Source organism: Streptomyces sp. NPDC059989, assembly GCF_042736975.1.
In the GTDB taxonomy this organism is placed as follows: Bacteria; Actinomycetota; Actinomycetes; order Streptomycetales; family Streptomycetaceae; genus Streptomyces.
In genome coordinates this window covers 93,277-118,399 of sequence record NZ_JBHWUO010000024.1, presented here as the reverse complement: position 1 = coordinate 118,399, position 25,123 = coordinate 93,277, and the positions used below count along the sequence as shown (strand labels likewise).

The window sequence follows — 25,123 nt, the reverse complement described above, 5'->3', positions numbered from 1 at the left end:
CCCAAGATCTGTGCCAGAACCTGGATTTCACCTATGCCGCCAGAGTGACTGCTCGCGTGGTGGACTGCCCGTCCGATGCGGGGCCCTGGCGGAGCCCCGCGGCCGGCCGGGCTGATGGATACCTCAGTGGTTCCACACCTTGCGTACGGCGTCCGCGTAGGAGGCTGCCTGGATACGGCCCGCTCGGGCGGCGGCGGCCCGGCGGGACTGGTCGAGCATGTTGCGGCCGAAGGCCTTGCGTGCCGCGCGGTCGGGGGTGAGGACGGCCACGAGTGCCCCGTCCTCGGCAAGTTCCGCCCCCTGCTCGGTCGCGCTCGGGTGAGGGCCGATGGCCTTGGGGATCGGGGCGATGGCAACGACGCGCCGAAAGCCCCGTGCGAGGTGCACATTGGCCGTCGAACGACTGCCTCCGTCCATCCAACGGCGGCCGGCCACCAGCACGGGCGGCCAGACCACGGGCACCGCACAGCTCGCCGCCACGGCCTCGGCGAGAGTGACATCCGAGGTGGAGTCGAAGGTCACCAGGTCCCCGCTGCGGGCATCGACAGCGGTCACCCGCAGATCCGCGGCGGGCCAGTCGCGTACGCCTGCCAGCAACACGGCGACCGCCTCGTGGACCGCCGACTCAGGTGCCGTACGGGCGGCCAGCGCGGCACGTCCGAGGCGCTGAGCGGAACGCTGCGGCTCGCGGGATCCCAGCGCGGCCCACAGGAAGCGGGCCGTCTGCCGAAGTGTGACGGTGACATCGATCTCCGGGGCTCCGTCGAGTTCTTCGCGGTACATCTGCTCGGCACTCACGCCGGAGGTGAACCGCGCGCCGATCACGGAGCCGGCAGAGGTTCCGATCGTCACGTCGGCACCGGAGAGGTCGAGGCCCGCTTCCGCCAGGCCGGCCAGGATCCCGACCGTCCAGGCAAGACCGACCGCTCCCCCGCCGCCAAGCACCAAGGCCGTGTCCGTCATGATCTCCGCCCCTCCCCCAGCCAAAATGGGGACCACTCCCCGATTCTAGGGCCGGACGATACCATGAGTACCGGGGATCACTCCCCGTTTCCTGGCGGGCAGAGGGAGGCACACGACCAAGCCCGTACGGCGTGACGCACGGCGCAACCACGAACGGCTCGTCGAAACGGCCCGCAAGGCCTTCGCGAGCCAAGGCCTCGACGCACCCCTGGACCCCATCGCCCGCCGGGCGGCCGTCGGCAACGCCACCCTGTACCGACACTTCCCCACCCGACAACATGACCGACGCCCACCCCCTGGACACCGCACACGCACACAGCCAGGACTCCCTCAACCTGCCGATCGAACGCGCGCAGCAACAGGGACCGTGCGGGCCGACATCACCACCGGCAGGCGGTCTCGCCTTGGCGTCGAACGGCAGGACCGGGGCAGGCGCCAGGCGCGACTCACCCGACTCGGCCGCAGCCGCCGGCCGCAGCCGGATCGGCATCCTCTGCAGAAGCGTTCGCCGGAGCCGCCCTGCCTTGCCCCGCTCCGGCTGGGGGCAGCATCGAGCAGAAACGGGGATAACCCCCCGTTTCATGGTGTAGCGTCATCCGAGTGAAACGGGGACTTCTCCCCGTTTAGCCAAGGAGGAAGGGAACCGTCATGCCTGCCCCGACGCTCGAGGAACTCGCCCCCGTGGGTGCCGACTTCACCGCCGACCCCTACCCGGTCTACGCCGCACTGCGCGAGAAGGGCCGTGTGCACCGTGTCCACGTCCCCGGGAGCGGTGACGTCTGGCTGGTTCTCGGGCGCGACGAGGTGCGCGCCGCGCTGACGGACACCCGGCTCCGCAACGACATCAGGCACTCCGCGACGTGGGACAGCGACGGCGGCAACGCCATCGGCCTGAACATGCTGCAGACCGATGCCCCCCAGCACACCCGCCTGCGCGCCCTGGTCGCACGCGAGTTCACTGCCGGGCGGATCGAGGCGATCCGCCCGCGCGTGCAGCGGATCGCCGACGGCCTCCTCGACGCCCTCCCTCCGGCCGGGGCCGCCGACCTGGTCGCCCGCTACGCCCTGCCGCTGCCGCTGACCGTCATCTGCGAGCTGCTCGGAGTCCCTCTCGAGGACCAGCACCTCTTCCACACCTGGTCGACCGAGCTCGTGGCACCGTCCTCACCGGCCGCGGCGGGTGCCGCCGCCGGCGAGATGAGCGCGTACTTCGCCGCGCTCATCGCCGCCAAGGCCGGTGATCCCGGCCCCGATCTGATGAGCGCCCTGGTCCGGGCCTCCACCACGGAGGACGGACTCTCCCCCGAGGAACTGCTCGGCATGGCCTTCCTGCTGCTCGTCGCGGGACACGAGACCACGGTCAACCTCATCTCGGGCGGGGTGCTGAACCTGCTGCGCCACCCCGACCAGCTCGCCGCGCTGCGTGCGGACCCGCGCCTCCTCGACGGCGCCGTCGAGGAGATGCTCCGCCACGACGGGCCCGTCACTGCTGCGGCCTTCCGGTACGCCGCGGAACCCGTGGAGATCGCGGGGGTCCGCATCCCGGCGGGCGACAGCGTGATGCTCTCCCTCGCCGCCGCCTCCCGCGACCCCGGGCACTTCCCCGATCCCGACCGCTTCGACATCCGCCGCGCCGCTCAAGGACACCTCGCGTTCGGCCACGGCATCCACCACTGCCTGGGTGCGCCGCTCGCCCGCGTCGAAGGGCGGATCGCCGTGGAGACACTGCTACGGCGGCTCCCGGACCTCGCCCTGGCCGCCGAACCCGGCTCCCTCGTACGCCGCCCGGGCGCCATGCTCAGGGGCGTTGCCGCCCTGCCGGTGCGGTGGGCACGGCGGCTCCCCGCGTGACGGCACCGCCGATGGCACTAGCATCCGTACCAGACGACGATCCCCGTTACCCGCGTACGTACGCGGGCAACGGCAACGCGAGGAGTGGACAGTGACCCCGGGCACGGAACGGCCTGCGCCGGTACGGCGTGATGCGCGGCGCAACCGCGAGCTGCTCCTGGCCGCCGCGCGCAAGGCCTTCGCCGCCCAGGGCCTGGACACCCCCCTCGACGAAATCGCCCGCCGGGCCGGCGTCGGAAACGCCACCCTGTACCGGCACTTCCCCACCCGCGCCGCCCTGATCGACGCGGTGTTCCAGGACGCGCTCCAGGGAACGGTCGCCGCCGGAGAGGAGGCCCGGAGGGCGGCGGATCCCTGGGCTGGGCTGGCCCGCTATCTGGAGGCGGTCTTCACCGTGCTGGCCGCGGACCGCGGCGTCAACGACCTGATGACCACGGCCATCCAGGGTGTGACCTCCCTCGACGCCGTCCACGCCCACAACCACGAGACGGTCGCCCTGCTGGTGGACCGCGCCCAGCGGGACGGCGCGATGCGCCCCGACGTCACCGTCGAGGACATGCTCCTGAGCCTGGCCACGCTCGGACGCTCCGTCCCCTCCCTCGCAGCCGCCGGGCCCCCGCACGCCTGGCGCCGACAACTGGCCCTGTTCCTCGACGGCTTGCGAGCCGGGACGCGCCCCACCTCGGACCTCCCCGCGCCGGGTCTGACCGCGGAGGAACTGGCGGCCGTCCTCCTCGACCTCGGACCGCACCGCCAGAGCTGAGCCATGCTCCTCCCAAGTCGTTCCCTGTCGCTCGGCCGCGCTTCCGCGAAAGCCGGATGCCGGGCGACGTTGAACGCCGCGAACACCGCGAGCTCCGCAGGGACACCCTCACCAACCTGATCATCCGCAGGCACGGACACATCGTTCTCGCCTGCCGCCGCCCGCACGAAGTAGCTGTAGACACGAAGCCCCCGCCCCGGCAGCAGTCCGGACCAGGCGGGGGCTTCGTCATGCCCATCTCAATATTCGGCAAGTCGGCGACACGCTTTGCCGTCCGATGTAGCTTGACCGCCGATCAAACTCATCGGCAACAGGAGACCCGTGTCCGCGCCCCAGCCGCCCTACGGCTACCAGCCGCCCCGCCGGCCCATGTCCACCGGTAAGAAGGTCGGCATCGGCTGCGGCGGCATCGTCGGTGCCCTCGTTCTCCTCGGAGCGTGCGGTGCCGTCGTCGGCAGCGACGACTTCAAGGAGGGCTACAAGAAGGGCAGCGGCGCCACCGCCGGCCCCACCGCGTCCGCCAGCCCGACGCCCAGCCCGACCCCCAGCGGCCCCACGCCCAACTACATCGGCACGCATGTCGGCGACATACCCACCGCGGCTCGGATCGCCATCAGCACCCGCAGCGCGTTCGGCGGCATCTACACAGGCCCCGTCGGAACGCTGATCTGCTTCCAGGCCCCGGCAGCCGGAACCCCCATCGCTCCCACCAAGGTGATCGAGGTCTACGTAGCCGACGCCCACAACGTGTGCCCCGCTCACCAGGGCGACCTGCGCCCCGAGCCCACCCCCACCCCGGCACCCACCACCGCTGCGCCCGAGCCCGAGCCCGAGCCGACCAAGCCCGCCCCCGAGCCGGAGCCCGCTCGCACCACCCGCTCCACCACCAGCGGAGGATCCAGCGGTGGATCCAGTGGCGGATCTGCCACCTCCGGCGGATCCGGTGGGGGAGGCAGTGCCTACTACAAGAACTGCACCGCAGCCCGCGCCGCCGGGGCCGCCCCGGTCCGCCGCGGTGACCCGGGCTACGGCCGTCACCTGGACCGCGACGGCGACGGCGTGGGCTGCGAGTAATAGGCGACATAGCCAAGGCCATAGAGAAGGCCTGATCGTGCCCGGCCTCCTTCTCCTCGTCGTAGCGCCGTAATCGGTGATGTCGTCAGCTTTGCTGAGGCTCCACCATCATGGCCCTTCCCATGCGCTTGCCCTGTGCGTCGAAGACACCGATCCGGACCGCGTCCGTGGCACGCTGAGGCCACTGTGTATACGCCTCTCCGATCGCCTGGGCCTGCATGTCGGGGTCGTCCTTCTTCGGGTTCAGGTCGGTGTGGATGTAGGCGTACACCGCGTCTCCCTCCACCACGCGCTGCACCGCCTTCACGTGGCTCACGACGGACCAGTCCGAGCTGTTTTCGGAGGCTGCCCATGTCTTGAAGAGTTCGCCGTCCCTGGCCTCGTCCTGGTGGTAGAACCCGTGGGGCTGGGGTGTGAGACCGTCGGGTACGGCGAGGTCTCCCTTCGGATGGTCCTCCAGTGAGCATCCGGCCAGTGCAAGGAGGGATGCGATCAGCAGCAGACGGCGTGTGATCAAGGCGGGCTCCTCGGGTGCAGGAATGGGAGAGCCCCCACACCGTAGTCAGTGCGGGGGCTCGGGTAACAGTGGGGTGTTACATGGTCAGTTCGTCGGCCTTGTCGCCCCAGTTCCCGCCGTACGGGTAGCTGTAGCTGTGCAGGTTTCCGAGGCATGCGCCCAGTCCGGTGATGATGCACGGGTCCGGCATCCCGGTGCGCCAGTCGTAGAGTGCCGTGCCGCCGGACTCGTCGTTGTTGCAGGTGGACGACGCCTGGTCGCGGAAGGAGTAGTCGCCCAGGTTCTTCGAGCCGTCGCTGTAGAAGGTGAGCTGGCGGCCGTAGTACCAGATGTCGGCCCAGATGCGGGTGGAACGGGGTGTGGGCGGTGCCGTCACCGTCGACCGCGATGGCCATCGAGCCGGACTTGTGGCGCGGCCCGGCCACACGATGCGACAAACTCGCCACCGCCTACCAGGCCGCCCGCCGTCAGTCGGCACGGTCAGATTCCTGGGAGTGGACGACTTCGCTCTACGCAACAAGGGCGACTCCTACGCGACGATCCTGGTTGATCTGGAAGCCCGCCGCCCGGTCGACGTCCTGCCCGGCCGGGACGCTGAGCCGCCGGCCGCAGGGCTTCGCCGGCACCCGGAAGTGGAGCGGCGGCCGTTGGTCCTATTGGCGGTCACCGAAGAACCGGCCCTGCTCACACAGGGAGTCGAGCTCCAGGTTCTCCTCCTCGCTCAGCTGCGCGTCGAGCGCAACGTCGATGACGCGCCGGATCTCAGCCAGCCTGCGAAGGACGTCCCAGTCGAGGATGAACCTGCCGACGGTGCTCTCGTCGGCTGTTCCCGACCCCAGACGCGATCTGAGTCGGTCGAGAGAAACAACGAACTCGTTCAGGTCTTGCACAACCGCCACGGCCTGGTCGAGGGGGATGCGGACCTCTCGGAAAGTCATGTCCATCGGCCGAGTACAGCACATGTCGTGGACGGCTCAGCGCCTGCTTCTGATCCGATACCCGCAGCTCACCACGGTGACCGTTCCTCGAACGGAACTCCCCGGGGCGCAGGGCAAAGCAGGGCAGGGCGCGCACGCCGTGTCCACCGCGGGTCCCGTCCGTCGTGCCTCTCATGCCAGGGCGGAGCCGGCGCCAGCAGGTCACCCCGCTGCAACCGATCCGCTCCGCGGGCACGACTGAAAGCCGTCTCATCGACTCCCTAGGTTTCTGATTGGCTACCTGGCGGAGACGCGGTCAGTGTGTCGGCATGCAGGGGAGCAGCAGTGAGCGAGACGCGGAACGTGGCCAACGTGGCGGTCCGGCTGGGATTCGAGCCGGGCATGGTCGTACGGGAGATGGGCAACGACGACGACACTGATGAGTCGGTCCGCAACAGCATCGTGGAAAGGACCGGCACCGCCCTGGTCGACGAGGACCACGAGGAGGCCGCCGACGCCGTCATCATCTGGTTCCGCCTGGGTGACGGAGACCTCGTCGATTGCCTGGTCGACGCCGCCGACGGCCTTGAGGGCGGTGCCTTCATGTGGCTGCTCACCCCCAAGGAAGGCCGCCCCGGTTACGTGGAGCGTGAGGACGTCGAGGACGCCGCCGCGTCGGCCGGATTCCAGCAGAGGAGGTCTGCCACCCCCTCCCCCGGCTGGAACGCCTCCCAGCTGATCGCGCCCAAGCGGTAAGCAACAGCCCCGCACCGGCACGACGGTGCCCGCCCACCAGCCCTGAGGGTGGGCGTCCGCCCTTGGTGGCGGAACCCGCCCAGATCTAACCAACCGCTGCCACCACACCACCCATTCATTGGCCTGCTGGGCGCGGCACCGGCGTGGACGCTCCGCCTGTCCGCTAGTCGGTGTCCCGGCTGAAGCGGCGCGGTTTCCTGCCCGAGGGCGCGGCGGACGGCGCGGCCGCGTACTGGCTCTCCGAGGAGGCCCGCGAACTGCTGGAGGACGGCGACCGGCGGATCTACGGGGCTCCGCGCCGGTCCGAGGAGTGGCTGCTGGCCGGTCTTCTCCGTCCCCGAGCAGGAGCGCGCCAAACGGCACCTGCTGCGCTCCCGGCTCGCCCGGCTCGGCTTCGACACGGTCTCGCCGGGCGTGTGGATCGCCCCGGCCCACCTGTACGGGGAGACCCGGCGCACCTTCGACCGGCTGCGGGACGTCGGCGCCGGGTTCGTGGAACCGTATCCGCGGCCGGGGCGTCACCTGGTCCTATGACAGGAACCGAACACCCCCCGCACAGAGTCAGAGTCGAACCCATGCCCACGGATCCGGCGCCTGCCCCTGCCCCAGACAGGTCCCGCACGTGGCCGGGCGTCCTCTCGATGATCGCTTCCGGGCTGCTGGGCGCCGCGGCCGGATGCCTGGCGATCGCCCTCTCGTCCCGCGCACGCGCCTACTGCGACGCGGGCTGGGACTCCGGTGGTGTGGCCGAGCTGACCTTCCTGCTCCCGGTCCTGGTGGTGGGCTTCGCGGTGTGCGCCGTGGTGGTCGCGAAGCTCACGCCGCGCCGGCACCCGCTGCTGCGGATGGTGCCGGTGGTGCTCGTGCTGGGGTTGCTGGTCATCTGGTTCTTCGCCGTCGAGGGCACCCTGGACGGGTATCCGGGGGATTCGAGGCTGTGCGGGCCGGACAACGTGCCGCCGTGGTGGCCGGGGTGGCTGCCCGCGTGAGAAGCGGGTGCGGCGGCGTCGGACAGGTGACGCGTTCACCGTGCGGCAGTCGGCGCCGCTGACGTCCTGCGCGAACCTGTCAGCCGCCTGACGGTGGTCCGGGAGGCCGCTCAGACTGAGGCCGGCAGATCCGCCGTGCTGTCCGTACGGCAATTGCAAGCTCCGCTAGACACCCAGGTCCGCAGCGGACCGGACAAGCCTGAGCGGGGCACCGCGGCCGGCTCAGCGCCTGCCCCCAGCTCCCGTACGGAGTTCAGCTCGCACGCCTCTCCGGCCCCTCCACCGCCACTCCGCCCTCCAGTCGAACCAGTCGCCGCCCGGACCTACGGGCCGCCGACACCCAGACCGCCCCGGCGTACTCCCGGTGCAGCACGCTGGTGCGCGGCTCATGGAGCGACATCGGCTTCGGCCGCTCAAGGAGCGCCGCGTAGTGGTCGGCCGGCCTTTCGCTGTCCGCCGACACGACCGCAGAGGGGTGATCTTGTATTACGGCAGTTCGCGAACCTCCCGAGCTCGTCGCTCGCTCGCGCACCTTGTCGCCCTCGTCAGGAGACTCAGCGACGTCATCCTGAACACCCGCACCACCGCCACCGCAGCGGCGAGACGCCTCGCCGCCCTCTCCTCCACGACGACACCGCCACCCCCTGAAAGCCCAGACGCGTGTCCCAGTCGCGCAGGCCGGACCGGGCGGGATTGACGTCGAAGACCGGGAGATCGCACGCAGAACATCAAGTCAGTGCAGCCAAACACGCCTCGAAAACCCGCCCCGTCTGAAAAGGCACCAGCCCACCGCCCCGCGGGCAGAAGCCACCGGGCTCCGGACGAGCTGTAAAGCGTGACCTGATCCGCGCCGTCAACGGCTTCATCACCGCCTGCGCGGTGTCCGGGCGTGGAGCCTGGAGGCCATTCATAAGCCTGAGTGATCGGTTCCCGTGGAACTTTGGTGTTGATGAGCGCGGCGCGGGGCCCAAGGATCTACAGCAGGCCGAGAGCGCTGTTCGGGACGCCGTCGATCACGTCGCCCTCGCGGCGCGTCGCTCACTCACCTACAGATCCGGAGCACGCCTTGACCACCGTCGACACCGAAGACATTCCCGCCACGTCCGCCGACGAGAGGGTGCCTCTCCACCACACCTTCACCGACCAGGACACCTCCCTCCTCGACGACCTGGTCGCCGGCGACGGGACAAAGGTCCACTGGAGATACCGCTTGGGCGACGGGCTCGGCGGCTGAAAGGGCGGTCCGTAACGCATGGAGCAGTAAAGGGTGACGTGAGATCCGGCTCGTCCACCGGCAGCCAGGTGACGAAGACGTCCATGTCGCCCTCGCGGAGCCTGGCGAAGGGCTCGACGTACGGCGCCCGGCGCAGCTGCAGTTCCCACTCCGGATGGCGGCTCCGGAAGGTCTCCCAGTAGCGGTGGAGGGCGGGCACGTTGAAGGGCAAGCATCCCGACGCACAGACGCGCGGTCTTGCCTCGGGCGGCCATCCGAGCGCGGTTCGAGGCTCTCGTGCAGGCTGACGTAGACCGGCTGCAGATCCGTACGCAACTGTCGGCCGACCGGGGTCAGGCCGATCCGGCGTCGGTTGGAGCGGTCGAACAGCAGGCCGCCGAGTTGTCGCTCCTGACGAGTTAGGCGCGGGCCAGGGTGCCGATGCTGTCGATATGGACGATGTGCGGGTGAGCTAGCGCGCCGACGATGTCGGGGAACCCGTCGGCGGGCAGGGCCGCGGCGACGGCCACGCAGCACCTCGGCCCAATTCAGCGGCCGGCCAATGGTCCAGGGGCTAGAGAACAAGCTCAGTGCTTCCTGGGGATGTCGGTTCCGGACGGGCATACCGCGCCCGGACTGCTTCCACGATGTCGTGCTTGTCTGCTCAGTTGCCGGTAGCACGTAGGACACCCAGTGGCGTCTCTGACGACCGTATCTAGGCGTCGGGGTCCAGCGACGGCTGGGGTAGGCGACGAGTCGGAGAAGGTGCAGTCAAGAGGTCAGCGCACACATGGTCCGGACTGGGACGGGGCTCAGGTGGCGAGGGCGGGGCGTGGGGGTGCTCATCAGCAGGGGCCGTAGGCGTGGGCCGTCGGAAGGTTCGGCCGGCAGGCGTCACGCCGCGCGGTACGAGGCCGCAAGGGAAGTCGGCGGACCCCGGCCCGGGTGAGGCTGGGGTCCGGTGGGGCAGTGCGGGTCAGCGGGCCCGGATCGCTCCGCGGTCGATGAGGTCCTGGATGTAAGCCGGCCAGTCCCCCTCCAGGCTCGTGGTGATCGCGGCGTGGACGTCGGCCCGTACCTGTGGGGTGACGTGTTCGACTTCGCCGTTGCTGTAGTGGAGGCGTAGGCCCTCGCGGCTGGCGTCGCACAGGATGGCGTGGGCCTTCTGCATCAGCGTCATGTAGAGCTGCGGGACCTGGGCCCCCACCAGTTCGTCGATGACGGCCTCGTAATCGATCCCGAGCGCACGCCAGTCCTTGCCGTGCCTGTCGAGCCAGAGGGTGATGTCGGAGAAGAAGACGGCCTTGCCCGGCCCGTCGGCTCGGTCGCGGGCCAGACCCGTCGCGAGGTCGAGCGCGGTGCCGGCCTCCTTGCCGACGAGGTTGCGAGGGATCGTCTGCGGGGCGATGGCCAAGGCGCACTCTCCCCAGCCATCACGGGTCTGCTCCGGCCAGGGCAACCCCAGCACGAGCCAACCATCCGGATACAGCAGCGTGTTGCTCACCGTATTCTTCCCCCTCGGTGGTGATGGTCCGTGTGCTGGGTCGATCCTTCCGCGCGGCTGTGGCGTGGACAAGACGCCCTCCGGCCGCCCGGTCTGGAACCCGCCTCTGCCACGGCGTCGCCTGGACGCTCGTGCACCTGATCGAGACTGCTCCCGGCCCGGTGCCGTCAGCAACGAACACTGCACTTCGGGTCTCATGCCCGAATGATCGTCGCCCCCTGTCGTTCCTGGACAAGCTGCCCCGTTCCGTTCACCTGGCGGCCTTTCCTGCCGGCAGCGGCTCTGTGGGAAAGGCGATCGCTTCGTCAAACGGGATGCGTGCTCAGGTTTGCCGCTCCGGATCAACTGTTCCGCCGGTACGCTCCGGGTGCGGTCCCGTGCGTGCGTTTGAACGCGTTGGCGAAGGCGAACTCGGATGCGTAGCCCACCTGGGCAGAGATGGATCTCAACGGTGCGTCCGAAGTGCGGAGCAGGCGTGCTGCCGTGGCCATCCGCCACCAGGTCAGGTAGCCGAGGGGCGGTTGGCCGATCAGCAGGGCGAAGCGTCTGGCGAACGGTGCCCGGGAGAGTCCGGCTTCCGCAGCGAGTTTCGCCACGGTCCAGGGTGCTGCCGGGTCTCGGTGGATGGCGTGGAGGGCGGCGGTGACCGGTGGGTCGTTCAGTGCGCCGGCCCATCCGGTGGTTTCTCCTCGGGCGGGCTGTTCGGTGAACCAGATGCGCAGGATGTACAGCAGCAGTGTGTCCAGGAGGGCGGGGACGATTGCGTCCGTGCCCAGACGAGGGTTCTCCAGCTCGGCGGCCAGGAGTTGCACGGCTGAGCGCAGTTCAGGATGACGGCCCGAGTGTGCCGGCAAGTGGATCAGATCCGGGAGGGTCAGCAGCAGCGGGTGGGTGCGGGACGGGTCGAGTTGGTAGGCCCCGCAGAGCACTACGGTGACCGGACCGCCATCTCCGCTCCGGTCGACGCTGTCCGCGGCGTAGGCGTCGTACGGCTCGCGGTCGTCGGGTCCGCATGCGGGAGCCGTCACGAGGGATGCGGGGCTGTCGGCCAGGGTGTGCCCGCTGCCGTGGGGAAGGAATACCACGTCGCCCGCGCTCAGTTGGACGGGTTCCCCGTTCAGAGGCAGTAGCCAGCAGGACCCCTGCAGGATGACCTGGAAGCCCGCCGACCCGGGGACGGAGGCGAACTCCTGTCCCCACGGGGCGTGCCACCGCACATGCGCCGACCGGGGCCGGCCGGTCCGTGTCACCGCGACTATGTCGCTGAGTACATCCATGCGCCGAGAGTACGGGTGGGTGCGAGACGCACGCGCATGAACTGGGCAGTCTGGCACATGGATCGTCTCCGAATGCGGTCGTAGATTCGCGGCATGACGATGATGAAGACCGCGCGCATCCACGAGTATGGCGATACCTCCGTGATCCGCTACGACGCCGTCCCCCGTCCGCGGCCCGCCTTCGGTGAAGTGCTTGTCCGTGTCGCCGCGACCTCGTTCAATCCCACCGAAGCCGCTCTGAGAGCCGGGCTGTTGCAGTCGTTCTTCCCCGCGGAACTGCCTTACACGCTGGGCTGGGACCTCGCCGGCACCGTGACCGAGATCGGCCCGGGGACGGAGGGCTTCGCCGTCGGCGACCAGGTCATCGGGCGACTCGACGGCGGGGGTGCGGCTGCCGAGTACGTCCGCGCGCCCGCTGCCGTGCTGGTCGCCGCGCCGGCTTCCATCCCTCTCGCGAACGCTGCGGCCCTTCCCGTGGCCGGTCTGACGGCCTGGCAGGCGGTGTTCGAGCACGGGAAGGTGGGCGCTGGTCAGCGGGTGCTGGTGAACGGCGCGGGTGGCGGCGTCGGAGGCTTCGTGACGCAGCTTGCCACGTATGCGGGGGCGGAGGTGATTGCCACGGCCAGCCCTCGGAGCACCGAGGTGGTCCTGCGGCATGGGGCGGACCAAGTGATCGACTACACCGCAGGGCTGGTGAGCGCCGCGCTCGACGGCCCGGTGGACACCCTGCTCAACCTGGTCCCGCTGAGCCCACCGGCCGCCGCAGCTCTGCCACCTCTGGTGAAGCGCGGCGGGAGGATCATCTCGATCGCAACCCCGATCGAGCCGGCTGCCGACGCCGGGGTGAGCGCGATGCACATGGTCGCCCGCAACGATGTCGCACATCTTGCGGCGCTCGTGGAACTCGTAGACGCGGCCACGCTCAGCATCGACATCAGCGAATCACGGCCACTGACCGACCTCGCAGACGTCCACCACCTCAGCGAAACCGGACGGACCCGAGGCAAGGTCATCATCATCCCTTGAGCCCAGGTGACCGGCCCTTGATCTCGGGTCCCGCGCCGGCCGGTCGCTGGGCACGTTCCCGTGTACCTGGCCGAGCAAGGCCGAGCACGGCGCCGGCTCCATCAACCGGCCCCCGCCCGACCAGCTCGCACCACCACACATCCTCAGTAGACCGGGCGGAAGCCGTCGACAGATCGGGCCGTCTGGGTCGGCGGGCGGCCAGGTTGATCGGCGTCTCTTCGCCGGCGGCGCGGCCGGCCGGAAGGTTCTGGGCCGAGGTGGCGATCAGGTCGGTGGGCGTGCAGTCGAGGATGCCGCAGTCCCGGTGCGCACGAGTGGCTCGGAGGGCGCGGGAGCGAAGGCCTCGCGTACTGAACAACCGATTCCGGAAGCCCGAACGAAAATTCCCTTGCCTAATGGTCAAGAAGTGTTGACCATTGGGGACATGCCTACCGATGATCTTCCCGAGACGTTCCACGTCACCACTGACGAGCAGCTACGCGCCGTTTCCAATCTCACGCGCCACCGGATCATGGCCGTGCTCCGCTTCGAGCCCGCGACGATTACGCAGATCGCCGAGCGAGTGGGCCTCGCGAAGGGGAGTTCCAGCTACCACGTACGGCTGCTGGAGCGGGCCGGCCTGGTGAAGGTGGTGCGAACGCGGAAGGTCCGGGGGGTCACCGAGCGGTACTACGCAATGGCCGCGCGGGCGATCGTGCTGCCGGATCCGGGCGAGGGAGGGCCGGATGTGCTGATGCGGCATGCGGTGGCGGACCTGGAGGCAGCGCCGGTGGATGGCGAGCGGCACGTGCGGATGGCGCATCTGCGGCTCACCGAGGAGCAGTTCGCGGAGCTGGGGGCGCGGCTGCAGGCGCTGGCGGACGAGTACCGGGAGCTGTCCGATCCGTCGCTGCCGGACGCGTCACTCGTCTTCGCACTGTTCCACCCGGCATCGCGCGAGCAGGTCGAGGGGGACGCCAAGTGACTTCAGACGTTCGGAAGTTGCCGACCGGGTTCGGACGGCTGTGGACCGCGCAGACAGTGTCCTCGCTCGGTGACGGGGTGACGCATGCCGCGCTGCCGCTGCTCGCGCTGACGTTGACGCGGGATCCGATGGCGCTCGCCGTCGTCGCGGCCGCCGGAACGCTGCCGTGGCTGCTCTTCGGGGTGCTCGGCGGTGCGCTGGTGGACCGCTGGGACCGTCGGCGCACGATGTGGGTCACGGACGCGGCACGTGCGGTGCTGCTCGCGATACCGGCGGCAGCGGTCGCGCTCGACGTGCTGAGCATCCCACTGCTCGCGGCCGTCGCCTTCCTCCTCGGCCTCGGCGGACTCTTCTTCGACACCGCCGCCACGGCCTTTCTGCCGGATCTGCTCGGCCGCGACCCCGCGCTGCTGGAGCGCGCCAACTCCCGCCTGCGCGGCACCCAGACCGCCGCGTCCGGCTTCGCCGGACCGCCCGCCGGCAGTGCCCTGCTCGCGCTCGGGCGGGCGGTTCCGCTGCTCGCCGACGCGGTCTCGTTCGCGGTCTCCGCACTGCTCGTACGGTCGCTGCCTGCCGTACCCCGGCCCGTACCGCAGGCCCGTGAGTCGCTGCTGCGGCAGGCGCGGGCCGGCGCCTCGTACGTATTCCGGGATCGGTTGCTGCTCGGACTCGCGCTGCGTCCGGCGGTCGGGAACATCGCCTTCGTCGCCATGGAGACCGTCCTCGCCCTCTTCGCCCACGACCGGCTCGGCATCGACACCTTCGGCTTCGGCCTGCTCCTCACGGCGGAGGCCACCGGCGGTCTGCTCGGCGCGGGCATCGCCTCCTTCCTCGGCCGACGACTCGGCACCGGCGCCGCGCTGACCTGCACGGCCGCAGTCGAGGGACTCGCCATCCTGGGCCTTGCCGCCGCCCCGAACCCGTACGTCGCCGGCCTCGCCCTCGCCGTCTGCGGAGCGGGCGTGGGTGCCACGATGGTGCTCGCCCCCTCCCTCCGGCAGACGATCGTCCCCGCCCATCTGATGGGCCGGGTCGCCTCCACCTCCCGCATGCTCGGCATGTGCGCCGCCCCGTTCGGCGCCTTCCTCGGCGGCTGGCTGGCCACCGCCTACGACGTACGCACCCCGCTCTACACTGCCGCCGGCCTCCTCCTCACCATGACTGCCGTCACGTCGACCATGACGAGCAACCGCCGGGTTGAGGCGGCGCTGCGTGCCGCCGCCCAGGCCGATGATCCAGATCACCCGAACTCCCGGGATCGCGTTCAGGAGCGTGCCACCTCTCCAGGGGCGTCAGTCGATCAGGCTTGAGGCTTCGGCGACTACGGGAATGTCGCACGCTTCACATGACGCCCCCCACCAGCTGGACAGACGCCATGGAGTGCGGCACGGCGCGAGGCGTACGCCAACGACCAGGACACCGGGGGGGCCGGCACGCCCCAGTGGGGGCACCCGCCCGGTTCTCTACGGGCGGCATCATGATCCCCCGAAACCGGCGCGCCTGCCGCGACCGGCTCGACGCCGATCGGCTCCGCGCACTCGCCAAGCCGGGGATCGTCTGGGCACGGTGAGGACGGTGGGTCTGCCTAGGATGTCGGGTGGGCGGAGCCGTAGCGCAGAGGTCGACGCGCGCGGTCTCCAAAATCGCGAGGACGCCGGTTCAAATCCGGCCGGCTCCGCCCACACCGGGCTGGACGGGACAGGGCCGGCCCAGCCCAAGCGCCCAGGGCCTGGATGTGCCCAATTGGGCACAAGCGATCATGCGGAGCGGCAGCGGGTTTCGTCGGCCACACCCCGTGCGGTGCCCCGGCGTCCAGCAGTACGGGCAGCCGTGGCCCCGTGGGGGACTTCTGGCCCGGCAGCTTCGCCACCCCGAACATCACGATCCGCCTTCAGTAGCCGCATCCAACGCTCCTGGTCCGCCTTCGCCCGAGCGCCTGACGCCAGGCGCCGGCCGGCACCAACACACAAAACCGCACTGTCTCTCAAACCACTGTCACGAAACGAAACCGAGAGATCGCAACGGATGGAGGGGGGGGAACCGTTCACGCATGGGTGCGTGTCTCCGAGCACACAGCAAGACGTGTCCGGGCGGGCCCCGGCTCGATCCTCAGGGGGGATCTTGACTTCATCGCACCGCGGACGACTGCGTGCACTGGCCGCCGGCGGCGTACTCGCCCTGGCCGCCGGCGTCCTGGCCGCCGCCCCGAGCAGCGCAGCCCCGCAGCACCTCATACCCGGCTCCGCCCCCGCCCGGCCCGCGGCGGGCCCGGCGGCGGATTCGGACTCCGAGGCCGCACCGCGCAGCGACCGCCAGTACCCGAGCGTCGTCCTGCCCGGCCGCGCCACGCCCCTCGCGCGGGTGGCCGCCGCGGCCCCGCCGCGGCATGACGTCGACGGCGACGGCATCAGCGACATGATCGTCATGGAGTACGACCAGAGCACGGGCGTCTACCTGTCGTCGATCTCGTCCTGGAGCGACTACGCGATCTACAAGACCGATCCCGAGTCCTCGTTCAAGGACCTGCTGCCGGTCGGCGACGTCGGCGGCACGACCAAGGCCGAGCTGCTCTCCCTCTCCTTCGACGGCGTGCTCACGCTCTACGAGGCCGGTCTGAAGAGCACGTCGGCGCCCCTGTGGTCCGGCCGCGGCTGGCAGAAGTACAACCGCCTCGTGGCCACCGGCGACGTGACCGGGGACCACCGCCCCGACCTGCTGGCCCGCGACCACGCCGGCGACCTGTGGCTGTACACCGGCACCGGGAGCGTCAGCAACCCCTTCAACACGCGGGTCAAGGTCGGCTCCGGCTGGGGGATATACGACCAGATCGTCGGCGCCAGCGATGTCGACGGCGACGGCCTCGGCGACGTCCTCACCCGCACCCTGACCGGCGAGCTGTGGTTCCACAAGGGATCCGGCAGCGCCACCGCCCCCCTCAAGGCCCGCGTCAAGGTCGGCACCGGCTGGAACGCCTACAACGCGATCGTCGGCGCCGGCGACTACTCCGGCGACGGGCGGCCCGACGTGCTCGCCCGGGACACCTCCGGCCGGCTGTTCCTCTACAAGGGCACGGGGACGTCCACCGCGCCGTTCGCCGCCCGGGAGCAGGTCGCCACCGGCTGGAACGTGTACGACATGCTGGTCGTGCCGGGTGACATCGACGGCGACAGCAAGGGCGATGTGCTCGCCCGCCTCCCGAGCGGCGACATGTACCTGTACACCTCAACGGGCAACGCCGGCACCGCGACCTTCACCGCCCGGGTGAAGTTCGGCACCGGCTGGAACATCTACAAGAACATGATCTGAGTCGCGTCGCCGCCCGGTCGCGAAGCGGCGACGGCGCGGGCCCGTCCACCGGCACCAGCCGGCGGGCAGGCCCGCGTCCGTTGGGCTGCCGTGGCCCGTGGCCCGTGTCCGTGTGCCCCGAAGAAATTGCACCGGAGTGCGATGCGGGGCCGTGCAATGATCACGCGATGACCTTCTCATCATCAGGACGGGTTGCGACCCCGGTACTGGACATCGCCTACGAGTACGCGGGCGAACCCGATGCCACGCCGGTGATCCTGCTCCATGGATTCCCCTACGACGTAAGGGCGTTCGACGGCGTTGCCGCGGACCTGGCCGACCAGGGTGCCTACGTCCTCGCACCGTATCTGCGTGGCTTCGGGCCGACCCGGTTCCGTGACGGTACGTCGGTGCGCTCCGGACAGCAGGCAGCGCTCGCCCAGGACCTGTTCGACTTCATGGACGCGCTGGACATCGGCAGCGCCGTCGTCGCGGGCTACGACTGGGGCGGCCGGGCCGCGTGCATCGCTGCCGCCCTGCGTCCCGAGCGCGTCCGCGGCCTGGTCACGGTGGGCGGCTACAACATCCAGGACCTCGCCCACGCCGGGGAACCGTCGTCCCCGGAATGGGAGCGCACCTACTGGTACCAGTACTACTTCCACTCCGAGCGCGGGCGCCTCGGTCTGGAGCGCAATCGCGATGAACTGTGCGAGCTGCTCTGGCGCACCTGGTCGCCGACCTGGGCCGGTGCGAGCGCGGCCTTTGCCGCCAGCTCCGCGAGCCTGCACAATCCCGACTTCGTCGACGTGGTGATCCACTCCTACCGGCACCGGTTCGGCCTGGCCGAGGGCGACCCCCGCTACCAGGAACTCGAAGACCTCATCGCCGCCCAGCCGCCGATCTCCGTGCCCACCGTCGTGCTCGAAAGCGGCGACGACGGCGTATGCGGTCCGAGCGCGGCAGAGGACCGCGACCACTTCACCGGGCCGTACGAACACCGGCTCCTGCCGGGAGTGGGACACAACGTTCCACAAGAGGCCCCCGCAGCATTCACCGACGCCGTGGCCGGCCTGCTGGCCCGTTAGGCAGGCCGCGTCGACCGCGTTTGCGAGTTCGTCTCTTACCTACTCGGGGGAACCTTGCCTTTCACGCACACGGCCGAGGCCGCACGAGCATGGGTCCACGGTTGGACCGCTTCGCGCAGCGCAGCCGAACCTGTGCCCCATGCCTGGGGTTTCACCATCGACGTCGGCCTACCCGGACACGTCATGCGCCACGTCCTGCATTCCGCGGACGAAGCGACCGTTCGCAAGGTCACCGAGCACGCCACCGCGCCCGGTGTCTGGCTGAAGGCATTCGTCCCACCGGAAACACTCGAACCCTGGCTTGCCCCCGGCTGGCACCTCGCCGGTGGAGCCGGCTACCTGATGTCCGCCCCGCTACCCAACGCCCACGCCCGGGCCCGGGCCCTGACCGAAACACCCGACGGTTACCGGGTGACCACCTGGACTCGTGCCGGCGTCACCCGCGCCCTGGTGCGCACCGCCGACGGCGCATTCGCCGCGCGCGGCCAGATCGCCGTCACCGGGCTCAGCGCCGTCGTCGACCAGGTGGAGACCGACCCGTCCCACCAGCGCCGCGGCCTGGGACGCCTGGTGATGCATCGGCTCACCGCCGCCGCCGCGGGGCAGGGGGCCACGGCAGGCGTACTGGGCGCGACGCCGGAAGGCCGAACCCTCTACGAGACGATGGGATGGCGCACACTGGCCCCGCTGACGGGCGCCATGCGGGGTCCGGACTCGTCCGAGACCTGATCGAAGATCAGAACCTGGGGGCACGGAAAACAGCCCGCTCAACGCCGGCACAGCAGCTCCGCCATCTCGCGCGCCTGCCGCGCCGGCAGGGGGCCGGGTGAGAGTGCCGCCACCGCCGTCGCGCCCTCGAAGAGGATCAGCAGCTGGTCCGCCAGCTCCGGAGAGCGGGAGCCCGGCTCCACGATCCCGGCCAGCACGGAGCGCAATTCCGCCCTGTGACGGCGTACCACCTCCAGCACACCGGCCGGACCGGAACCGAGTTCGCCCCACGCGTTGAGGAACCCGCAGCCTCGAAAGCCGGGTTCCGAGCACCACTCGGCCAGCCAGTCGAAGACGGCCGGCAGCGGATCCGAGGGCCGGGCCGCCACCGCTGCCCGAAGGCTCGTCGTCCAGCGGGCGGCGCGGCGCTCCAAGTAGGCCGCGACCAGTACGTCCTTCGCCGGAAAGAGCCGGTAGAGCCGCTTGAGGGGGACCCCCGAGGCCGTGCGGATCCGGTCCATTCCCACGGCTCGGATGCCATGGGCGTAGAACAGTTCTTCCGCCGCGTCCAGCAGGCGGGTCCGGGCCTTGTCGTCGTCTTGAGGGTCGTTCATGGGGCGTCAGCGTAATACGAGTCCCGCCGGGAAGAATGAACCTTCTGCCGTAGCGGCGCATAAGCGGAGTGCCCCATTGGGGCAAGCACAGGGAACCGCGGAAAAACCTATGGCCTGAAACATCTATGCCCCCCATCAGGCTCCCTATTTGCCCACCCGGAGCGTTTCGATCTAGCTTCAAGGAGCGGAACAGCCGAGGTCGGCGGGACATTGTGGTCCGGTCGCCGATTCCCGGCCGAGGTTGCCGGGCCGGTTCGTTCGGCCACCGGCAATCGGTATTCCGCATTCCATTTCTGCTCGAAAAGGGAGAGGTGTCATCAGCGTGCCCAGCACCCAGACCGCATCAGCGGCGGACCGGACGGCACTGTCCAGCAAGGCTCCGCCCCGGCCGCCGTGGGCCACGGTGGCAGTCGCCACCGCGGCGGCGGTTTCGGGGCTGGTCGCCCTGGTCGGTCTCGGGTTCGTCATGGGACAGGCCCTGCTCATACCGCCCCTCGCGGCGAGCGCGGCCCTCGTCTTCGGCGCACCCGCCCTGCCGCTGGCGCAGCCACGCAGCGTGATCGGCGGTCAGCTGTTGTCCGCCTGCGTGGGGTTCGCCGTGTACGCGGTCGCCGGGAGCTCGCTCTGGGCGGCTGCCGTCGCCGGCGGTATCTCCCTCGGGGTCATGATGGCCGCCCGAACCCCGCACTCGCCGGCGGCGGCGACCGCCGTGATCGTCGTCCTCACGCGGCCGGACGCGTTCCTCTACCTGCCGCTGCTCGCCCTCGCGGCAGCCCTGCTGGTCCTCGTGGGCGTGCTCGCCGCACGGCTGCGCCCGGGGCCCGCGTACCCCACGTACTGGTGGTAGCAGGCGGCCCCTGTGCGGCCTCTGCCCCGGGCCCGGCCTTCCCCCAAGGGCCGGCCCCTCCCCCGCGCCCATCCCTTCCGCTTACAACCAGTCAAGAGGTAGTCGACTATGACCCTTCGTATCGCAGACGTCGAGATCCCGGACAGCCGGCTCGCCAAGGAGGCCACCGAGCTGATCCGTGAGGCGACCGACGACCTGATCTACCACCACTCGCGCCGCGTCTTCCTCTGGGGCTCCCTCCAGGGACGCAACCGCAACCTCGCCTTCGACTCCGAGCTGCTCTACGTCGGCGCCATGTTCCACGACCTCGGCCTGACCGAGCCCTACCGCGACAACGACCAGCGCTTCGAGATCGACGGAGCCGACGAGGCGCGCAAGTTCCTCCTGGCCAACGGGATCGAGGAGGACCGGGCCCGGGTGGTGTGGGAGGCGATCGCACTGCACACCACCCCCGAGATCCCCACCCGCATGGCCCCCGAGATCGCCCTGGTCACCGCCGGAGTCGAACTCGACGTCCTGGGCATCGGCTACCACGACGTGTCCGACGAAGTCCGTGCCGCGGTCGTGGCGGAGCACCCCCGCCCCGACTTCAAGCGGAACATCGTCCAGGCGTTCAACGACGGCATCACCCGTCGCCCGGCCACCACCTTCGGCAACATCAAGGCCGATGTGCTGGAGCGCCTCACCCCGGGCTACGTTCGCCCCAACTTCGTGGAAATCATCGAGAACTCCCCCTGGGCGAACTGAAGCCCCTGGCGACCGAAGCCCACGAAATTCCGTGGGCCCCGATGAATTCCGCATGAACTCCGTACCTACTCTCTCCAAGGGATTTCCGAGAACCATGGCAACTCGCCACGCCACCCTGTCCCGCAGAATGAGCTGGGGCGTCTCCTCAGCCATCGCGGCCGCCCTGCTCACCACCACCCTCACCTCACCGTCCTACGCGGGCACCCCGGACGCGTCCCTCGACGGGCGCGGCGGCGACAACGCGGTCCTGATCTGGAACCGGCAGATCGCCACCGCCCTGAACGTGAACAACCAGGGCTCACCGCACCCCACTCCGCCCCCCGTCGGCGCACGCACCTTCGCCGTCGTCCACACCGCGATCTACGACACGTGGGCCGCGTACGACCGCCGGGCCGTGGGCACCCAGCGCGGCGGGGAGCTGCGCCGCCCGTGGGCGGAACGTACCGAGGCCAACAAGCGGAAGGCGGTCAGTTTCGCCGCCCACCGGGCGCTGAGCGACCTCTTCCCCTTGCAGCAGGCCTCGTTCGACGAGCAGCTCCGCGCGCAGGGCTACGACCCGGCGGAGGCCAAGTCCCAGGCCCCGACGCCGGGTTCGCCGGCCTCCGTGGCGGCGACGGCGACCGACGCACTCCTCACGGTGCGCCACGCCGACGGATCGCAGCAGAAGGCGCAGCCGGCGTACGCCACCCCCGAGGGCTACTACCAGCCGGTCAACCCGCCCCAGGACATCAACGCGTTCGACAAGGCGGCCCTGGTCGCTCCGGACCGCTGGGCTCCCCTGACGGTCGGCGGCTCGACCCACAAGTTCATCACCCCGCACTTCGCGACGGTCAAGCCGTTCGCGATCGACGACCCGGCCGCGTACGTCCCGCCCGCGCCGCCGAAGTACGGCTCCGCCGAGGCGAACGCAGCCATCGACGCACAGATCCAGCGCAACGCGAACCTGACCGAACGCCAGAAGGCCATCGCCGAGCACTGGCAGTACCGGGGCAGCAGCTCCTCCTCGATACCGCAGGAATGGGCGGCCTTCGTCTCCAAGCGCGACCGCCACTCGCTCGACGAGGACGTGAAGATGTACTTCGCGCTGAACCTCGCGCAGGGCGACGAGGCAGTCGTCGACTGGAAGACCAAGGTCGACTACGACTACGCCCGCCCGATCACGATGATCCGCTACGCCAAGGCCGGCGAGCAGATCCAGGGCTACGCCGGCCCGGGCAAGGGAACCCAGACCATCGACGGCTCCCAGTGGCGGCCCTACCTCAACACGCCCGCCTTCGCCGCGTACGGATCGGGCCACAGTGGCTTCACCGCTGCCGGGGCCGAGACCCTGAAGCAGTTCACCGGCTCCGACCGCTACGGCGCCACCGGGACGATCAAGGCCGGCAGCTCCAAGATCGAGACCGCTGCCCCCGGCCAGGACATCGGCCTGAAGTGGAACACCTTCAGCGCGGCCGCGCAGGAGGTCGGAGAGTCCCGCCTGTGGGGCGGTGTGCACTGGGAGTTCGACCACACCGTGGCCGACGAGCAGGGCCGCAAGCTGGCCCGTGACGTCTGGGCCAAGAGCCAGAGCTACATCAACGGAACGCACAAGGAGACAGTCGGTGGCTGAGATCGAGTACATCAAGAACGTGTTCCGCAGCGGGTTCGAGCTGAAGGACATCGAATGGTCGACCTGGGCCGAGCCCGGCCGGGTCGGAGTCGAACACCACGTCCTGTGGGCCCCCGACGCGGAAACCGGCGAGGACTCCGTGGGCCTGCTCCTGCGCTTCCCGCCGACCGCCCACGGCGACTTCCACGAGCACACCGGCTACGAGCTGATGCTCGTACTGGACGGTCAGCTCGACCACAGCGACGGCACGTCCTTCGTCAAGGGCGACCTCGTCGTGGAAGGCCCGGGCACCGAGCACCAGATGTCGAGTAGTTCGGGCTGCACCGTCCTGGCCATCCGGACCCGCCCGGCCGAGGCCCGCGAGCCGCAGAAGCCCATCCGCGAGGTCGTCTCCGCCGCTTCCTGACCTCGTACACAACCTCGTGAACATCGTTGTACACACCGCCTGAGGTCCCTCGGGACCGGCAGGTGAGAGCGGCGTGCTCCGGGCGTCCTACCGCCCGGGGCACGCCCCATCGACCGGACACAGCACCACGGCATCCCTGGGAAGTGACACACATGATTCTGGACAGGCCCCCACAGGATATCTCCCCGACCCCGGAGCGGAAGAGACGAGTTCTGGTCTCCAGCACCTCATCGGACTCCCACACGTGGAACCTCGTCTTCCTGCAGATCCTGCTGGAGGAGATGGGCCACGACGTGGTCAACATAGGCGCCTGCGTGCCCGACGAGCTGCTCATCGCGGAATGCGAACGCGTCCAGCCGGACATGGTCGTCATCAGCAGCGTCAACGGCCATGGATTCCTCGACGGCAGGCGCCTGATCTCCCGCCTGCGCCGCACCGAATCGGTGTCCCGGCTGCCCGTCGTGATCGGCGGCAAGCTCGGTACGCGCGGAAGCGAAGGCGAAGGCTTCGGCCCCGCGTTGATGGACGCCGGATTCGACGCGGTCTTCGAGGACGGCGAAGGCATCGGCAGCTTCCGCGACTACCTCGCCATGACGGGGGCGCCCGGAGTTCTGGAGCCCGTCGCGTGAGCGTCGTCGCTCCCACGGAGCCGCCCCCCTTCCCGCGGGTACGGTTCGGCTCCGCGGTCCGGACCGCCGCGCAGCAGGGCCGCCTCGTCGTCCAGCCCCGCATGGGCATGCCGACCGTGGCCGAGATGCGCCGGGGCCTCGCCGCCGTCCAGGCGGCCCGCGCCACCACGGTCGGCACCATCACCCTCGACAGCTACACGAGGGTGGGTGACCACGCATCGGCACGCCAGGCCCTGGCCGCCGGCAGCGACCTCAACGGCTTCCCGATCGTGGCCCACGGGGCCACGACCACCCGGAAGATGATCGACAGCCTCGGCGATCCCGGGTTCGCCATCCAGGTGCGCCACGGCTCCCCGCTCCCGCTGGGCATCGTCCGCGCGCTGCTCGACGCGGGACTCGACGCGACCGAAGGCGGCCCGGTCTCGTACTGCCTGCCCTACAGCCGGACCCCGCTCCACGAGTCCGTCGATGCCTGGTCCCGTAGCTGCGCGCTCCTCGCGGAACGCGTCGAAGGGGCCCACCTGGAGAGCTTCGGCGGCTGCATGCTCGGCCAGCTGTGCCCACCCTCCCTCCTGGTCGCCCTGTCCGTTCTGGAAGGCATCTTCTTCCGGCACCACGGACTGACCAGCATCTCCCTGAGCTACGCGCAGCAGACCAGCTTCGGCCAGGACGTGGAGGCGCTCGCGGCCCTGCGTCGGCTGGCCGGGGAATTCCTCACCGGCACCGAGTGGCACGTCGTGCTCTACACCTACATGGGCGTCTTCCCGCAGACCTCCGAGGGCGCCCTGGACCTGCTGCGCAGCAGCGCCGTTCTGGCCCGGGTGACGGGGACCGAGCGGCTCATCGTGAAGACCCCGGCGGAGGCCCACCGGATCCCCACCATCGCCGACAACGTACAGGCGCTGGAGGAAGCCGCCCGGGCCGCCTCGACGGTCCTCGACGGCGCCGCCCCGATCAAGACGCCCGGCCTGCTGGGCGCCGACCCCGTGAGCGCCGACCCGGCGGTGACCGACGGAGCCGAAGCGATGTACGAGGAGGCGCGCGCCCTGGTCGACGCCGTCCTCGAACTCGACACGGACCCCGGCCCCGCCCTGCTCAAGGCCTTCCGCCGCGGCTACCTCGACGTCCCGTACTGCCTGCACGCCGACAACGCGCAGCGCTCCCGCGCCTACATCGACGGCGAGGGCCGGCTGCAGTGGCTGTCCGCGGGCGCCATGCCCGTCCGCGCCGTCCCCCCGACCCGCGCCTCCCGGCTCACCGCCGACGGGTTCCTGCGCATGCTCGGCCACGTGCAGCGCAGTTTCGACGGACCTGCCCTCGACCGCGCGGACGCCGGCCGGCACGCGCTGGGCCCGTCCCATTCCCAGAAGGGCTGACCC

At 70.2% G+C, this 25,123-nt stretch carries 25 protein-coding genes, 1 tRNA gene and 2 pseudogenes; 21 read left to right on the top strand and 7 right to left on the bottom strand.

All coding sequences use genetic code 11. The annotated features are described in order from the left end of the window. Positions 1–123: 123 nt before the first annotated feature. On the bottom strand, positions 124–963 hold the full coding sequence (locus ACFWBN_RS22575) for a patatin-like phospholipase family protein (protein ID WP_385178680.1): 840 nt from the start codon (positions 961–963) through the stop codon (positions 124–126). Between the two features lie 91 nt (positions 964–1,054). Between ACFWBN_RS22575 and ACFWBN_RS22570 the strand changes: the two are divergent. From ACFWBN_RS22570 to ACFWBN_RS22555, 4 genes and pseudogenes are all read left to right on the top strand, one after another. After that, positions 1,055–1,237 (top strand): annotated as a pseudogene (locus tag ACFWBN_RS22570) (TetR family transcriptional regulator); the annotation flags it as partial. Between the two features lie 374 nt (positions 1,238–1,611). Continuing rightward, a complete protein-coding gene (locus ACFWBN_RS22565) occupies positions 1,612–2,814 on the top strand; it encodes a cytochrome P450 (RefSeq protein ID WP_385178679.1) in 1,203 nt (400 codons plus the stop codon). Between the two features lie 91 nt (positions 2,815–2,905). Further along, positions 2,906–3,577 (top strand): TetR/AcrR family transcriptional regulator, encoded by a 672-nt coding sequence (locus ACFWBN_RS22560; RefSeq protein ID WP_385178678.1) that lies wholly within the window; start codon positions 2,906–2,908, stop codon positions 3,575–3,577. A gap of 321 nt (positions 3,578–3,898) precedes the next feature. After that, positions 3,899–4,651, top strand: a complete 753-nt coding sequence (locus ACFWBN_RS22555; protein WP_385178677.1) for an excalibur calcium-binding domain-containing protein — start codon at positions 3,899–3,901, stop codon at positions 4,649–4,651. An 85-nt stretch (positions 4,652–4,736) separates the two neighbouring features. Here the strand turns inward: ACFWBN_RS22555 and ACFWBN_RS22550 are convergent, their stop codons facing one another. The 3 genes from ACFWBN_RS22550 to ACFWBN_RS22540 all read right to left on the bottom strand — a co-directional run bounded on the left by ACFWBN_RS22550 (position 4,737) and on the right by ACFWBN_RS22540 (position 6,112). Continuing rightward, positions 4,737–5,168: a hypothetical protein gene (locus tag ACFWBN_RS22550; protein WP_385178676.1), complete on the bottom strand. Its 432-nt coding sequence runs from the start codon at positions 5,166–5,168 to the stop codon at positions 4,737–4,739. A 76-nt stretch (positions 5,169–5,244) separates the two neighbouring features. Then, positions 5,245–5,544 carry a hypothetical protein gene (locus ACFWBN_RS22545; protein WP_385178675.1) on the bottom strand — a complete coding sequence of 100 codons (300 nt, stop codon included), beginning with the start codon at positions 5,542–5,544 and terminating at the stop codon, positions 5,245–5,247. Positions 5,545–5,821: 277 nt separating this feature from the next. Continuing rightward, the gene (locus ACFWBN_RS22540) at positions 5,822–6,112 is read right to left on the bottom strand and encodes a hypothetical protein (RefSeq protein ID WP_385178674.1); all 291 of its coding nucleotides are present in this window, start codon (positions 6,110–6,112) and stop codon (positions 5,822–5,824) included. Between the two features lie 318 nt (positions 6,113–6,430). Here ACFWBN_RS22540 and ACFWBN_RS22535 point away from each other — a divergent pair, with 318 nt between their 5' ends. The 4 genes and pseudogenes from ACFWBN_RS22535 to ACFWBN_RS22520 all read left to right on the top strand — a co-directional run bounded on the left by ACFWBN_RS22535 (position 6,431) and on the right by ACFWBN_RS22520 (position 9,064). Further along, positions 6,431–6,841, top strand: a complete 411-nt coding sequence (locus ACFWBN_RS22535) for a DUF3052 domain-containing protein (protein WP_385178673.1) — start codon at positions 6,431–6,433, stop codon at positions 6,839–6,841. Positions 6,842–6,981: 140 nt separating this feature from the next. After that, positions 6,982–7,312, top strand: a pseudogene (locus tag ACFWBN_RS22530) (PaaX family transcriptional regulator); the annotation flags it as partial. Between the two features lie 170 nt (positions 7,313–7,482). Then, on the top strand, positions 7,483–7,830 hold the full coding sequence (locus ACFWBN_RS22525; protein WP_385178672.1) for a hypothetical protein: 348 nt from the start codon (positions 7,483–7,485) through the stop codon (positions 7,828–7,830). Positions 7,831–8,896: 1,066 nt separating this feature from the next. Further along, positions 8,897–9,064, top strand: a complete 168-nt coding sequence (locus ACFWBN_RS22520) for a hypothetical protein (RefSeq protein WP_385178671.1) — start codon at positions 8,897–8,899, stop codon at positions 9,062–9,064. A gap of 955 nt (positions 9,065–10,019) precedes the next feature. Here the strand turns inward: ACFWBN_RS22520 and ACFWBN_RS22515 are convergent. Together ACFWBN_RS22515 and ACFWBN_RS22510 are read right to left on the bottom strand one after the other, a co-directional pair. After that, positions 10,020–10,547, bottom strand: a complete 528-nt coding sequence (locus ACFWBN_RS22515; protein ID WP_385178670.1) for a hypothetical protein — start codon at positions 10,545–10,547, stop codon at positions 10,020–10,022. A gap of 341 nt (positions 10,548–10,888) precedes the next feature. After that, the gene (locus tag ACFWBN_RS22510) at positions 10,889–11,824 is read right to left on the bottom strand and encodes an AraC family transcriptional regulator (RefSeq protein WP_385178669.1); all 936 of its coding nucleotides are present in this window, start codon (positions 11,822–11,824) and stop codon (positions 10,889–10,891) included. 93 nt (positions 11,825–11,917) lie between these two features. Here ACFWBN_RS22510 and ACFWBN_RS22505 point away from each other — a divergent pair, with 93 nt between their 5' ends. The 7 genes from ACFWBN_RS22505 (at position 11,918) to ACFWBN_RS22475 (ending at position 18,913) form a co-directional block, all read left to right on the top strand. Beyond that, positions 11,918–12,850, top strand: coding sequence for an NADP-dependent oxidoreductase (locus ACFWBN_RS22505; RefSeq protein WP_385178668.1), 933 nt, complete (start codon positions 11,918–11,920; stop codon positions 12,848–12,850). Positions 12,851–13,274: 424 nt separating this feature from the next. Further along, positions 13,275–13,814: an ArsR/SmtB family transcription factor gene (locus ACFWBN_RS22500; RefSeq protein ID WP_385178667.1), complete on the top strand. Its 540-nt coding sequence runs from the start codon at positions 13,275–13,277 to the stop codon at positions 13,812–13,814. A gap of 17 nt (positions 13,815–13,831) precedes the next feature. After that, positions 13,832–15,124 carry an MFS transporter gene (locus ACFWBN_RS22495; RefSeq protein ID WP_385178666.1) on the top strand — a complete coding sequence of 431 codons (1,293 nt, stop codon included), beginning with the start codon at positions 13,832–13,834 and terminating at the stop codon, positions 15,122–15,124. A 293-nt stretch (positions 15,125–15,417) separates the two neighbouring features. Then, positions 15,418–15,492: transfer RNA gene (locus ACFWBN_RS22490), tRNA-Trp, on the top strand. A 443-nt stretch (positions 15,493–15,935) separates the two neighbouring features. Further along, positions 15,936–17,120 (top strand): FG-GAP repeat domain-containing protein, encoded by a 1,185-nt coding sequence (locus ACFWBN_RS22485; RefSeq protein WP_385178665.1) that lies wholly within the window; start codon positions 15,936–15,938, stop codon positions 17,118–17,120. Between the two features lie 167 nt (positions 17,121–17,287). Continuing rightward, positions 17,288–18,184, top strand: coding sequence for an alpha/beta fold hydrolase (locus ACFWBN_RS22480; protein ID WP_385178664.1), 897 nt, complete (start codon positions 17,288–17,290; stop codon positions 18,182–18,184). 183 nt (positions 18,185–18,367) lie between these two features. Next, positions 18,368–18,913, top strand: coding sequence for a GNAT family N-acetyltransferase (locus tag ACFWBN_RS22475; protein WP_385178663.1), 546 nt, complete (start codon positions 18,368–18,370; stop codon positions 18,911–18,913). Positions 18,914–18,951: 38 nt separating this feature from the next. On the opposite strand, the gene ACFWBN_RS22470 is transcribed toward ACFWBN_RS22475, so the two are convergent. Beyond that, on the bottom strand, positions 18,952–19,506 hold the full coding sequence (locus ACFWBN_RS22470; RefSeq protein WP_385178662.1) for a TetR/AcrR family transcriptional regulator: 555 nt from the start codon (positions 19,504–19,506) through the stop codon (positions 18,952–18,954). Positions 19,507–19,822: 316 nt separating this feature from the next. Here ACFWBN_RS22470 and ACFWBN_RS22465 point away from each other — a divergent pair, with 316 nt between their 5' ends. The 6 genes from ACFWBN_RS22465 (at position 19,823) to ACFWBN_RS22440 (ending at position 25,120) form a co-directional block, all read left to right on the top strand. Next, the gene (locus ACFWBN_RS22465) at positions 19,823–20,353 is read left to right on the top strand and encodes an HPP family protein (RefSeq protein ID WP_385178704.1); all 531 of its coding nucleotides are present in this window, start codon (positions 19,823–19,825) and stop codon (positions 20,351–20,353) included. 108 nt (positions 20,354–20,461) lie between these two features. After that, positions 20,462–21,100: an HD domain-containing protein gene (locus ACFWBN_RS22460; protein ID WP_385178661.1), complete on the top strand. Its 639-nt coding sequence runs from the start codon at positions 20,462–20,464 to the stop codon at positions 21,098–21,100. Positions 21,101–21,194: 94 nt separating this feature from the next. Next, positions 21,195–22,709: a vanadium-dependent haloperoxidase gene (locus tag ACFWBN_RS22455; RefSeq protein ID WP_385178660.1), complete on the top strand. Its 1,515-nt coding sequence runs from the start codon at positions 21,195–21,197 to the stop codon at positions 22,707–22,709. Next, a complete protein-coding gene (locus ACFWBN_RS22450; RefSeq protein ID WP_385178659.1) occupies positions 22,702–23,115 on the top strand; it encodes a cupin domain-containing protein in 414 nt (137 codons plus the stop codon). The genes ACFWBN_RS22455 and ACFWBN_RS22450 overlap by 8 nt, the downstream gene beginning before the upstream one ends. Positions 23,116–23,267: 152 nt before the next feature. After that, complete coding sequence (locus ACFWBN_RS22445; protein ID WP_385178658.1) at positions 23,268–23,744, top strand: cobalamin B12-binding domain-containing protein; 477 nt, start codon at positions 23,268–23,270, stop codon at positions 23,742–23,744. After that, positions 23,741–25,120 carry a methylaspartate mutase gene (locus tag ACFWBN_RS22440; RefSeq protein ID WP_385178657.1) on the top strand — a complete coding sequence of 460 codons (1,380 nt, stop codon included), beginning with the start codon at positions 23,741–23,743 and terminating at the stop codon, positions 25,118–25,120. The genes ACFWBN_RS22445 and ACFWBN_RS22440 overlap by 4 nt, the downstream gene beginning before the upstream one ends. Positions 25,121–25,123 lie beyond the last annotated feature (3 nt).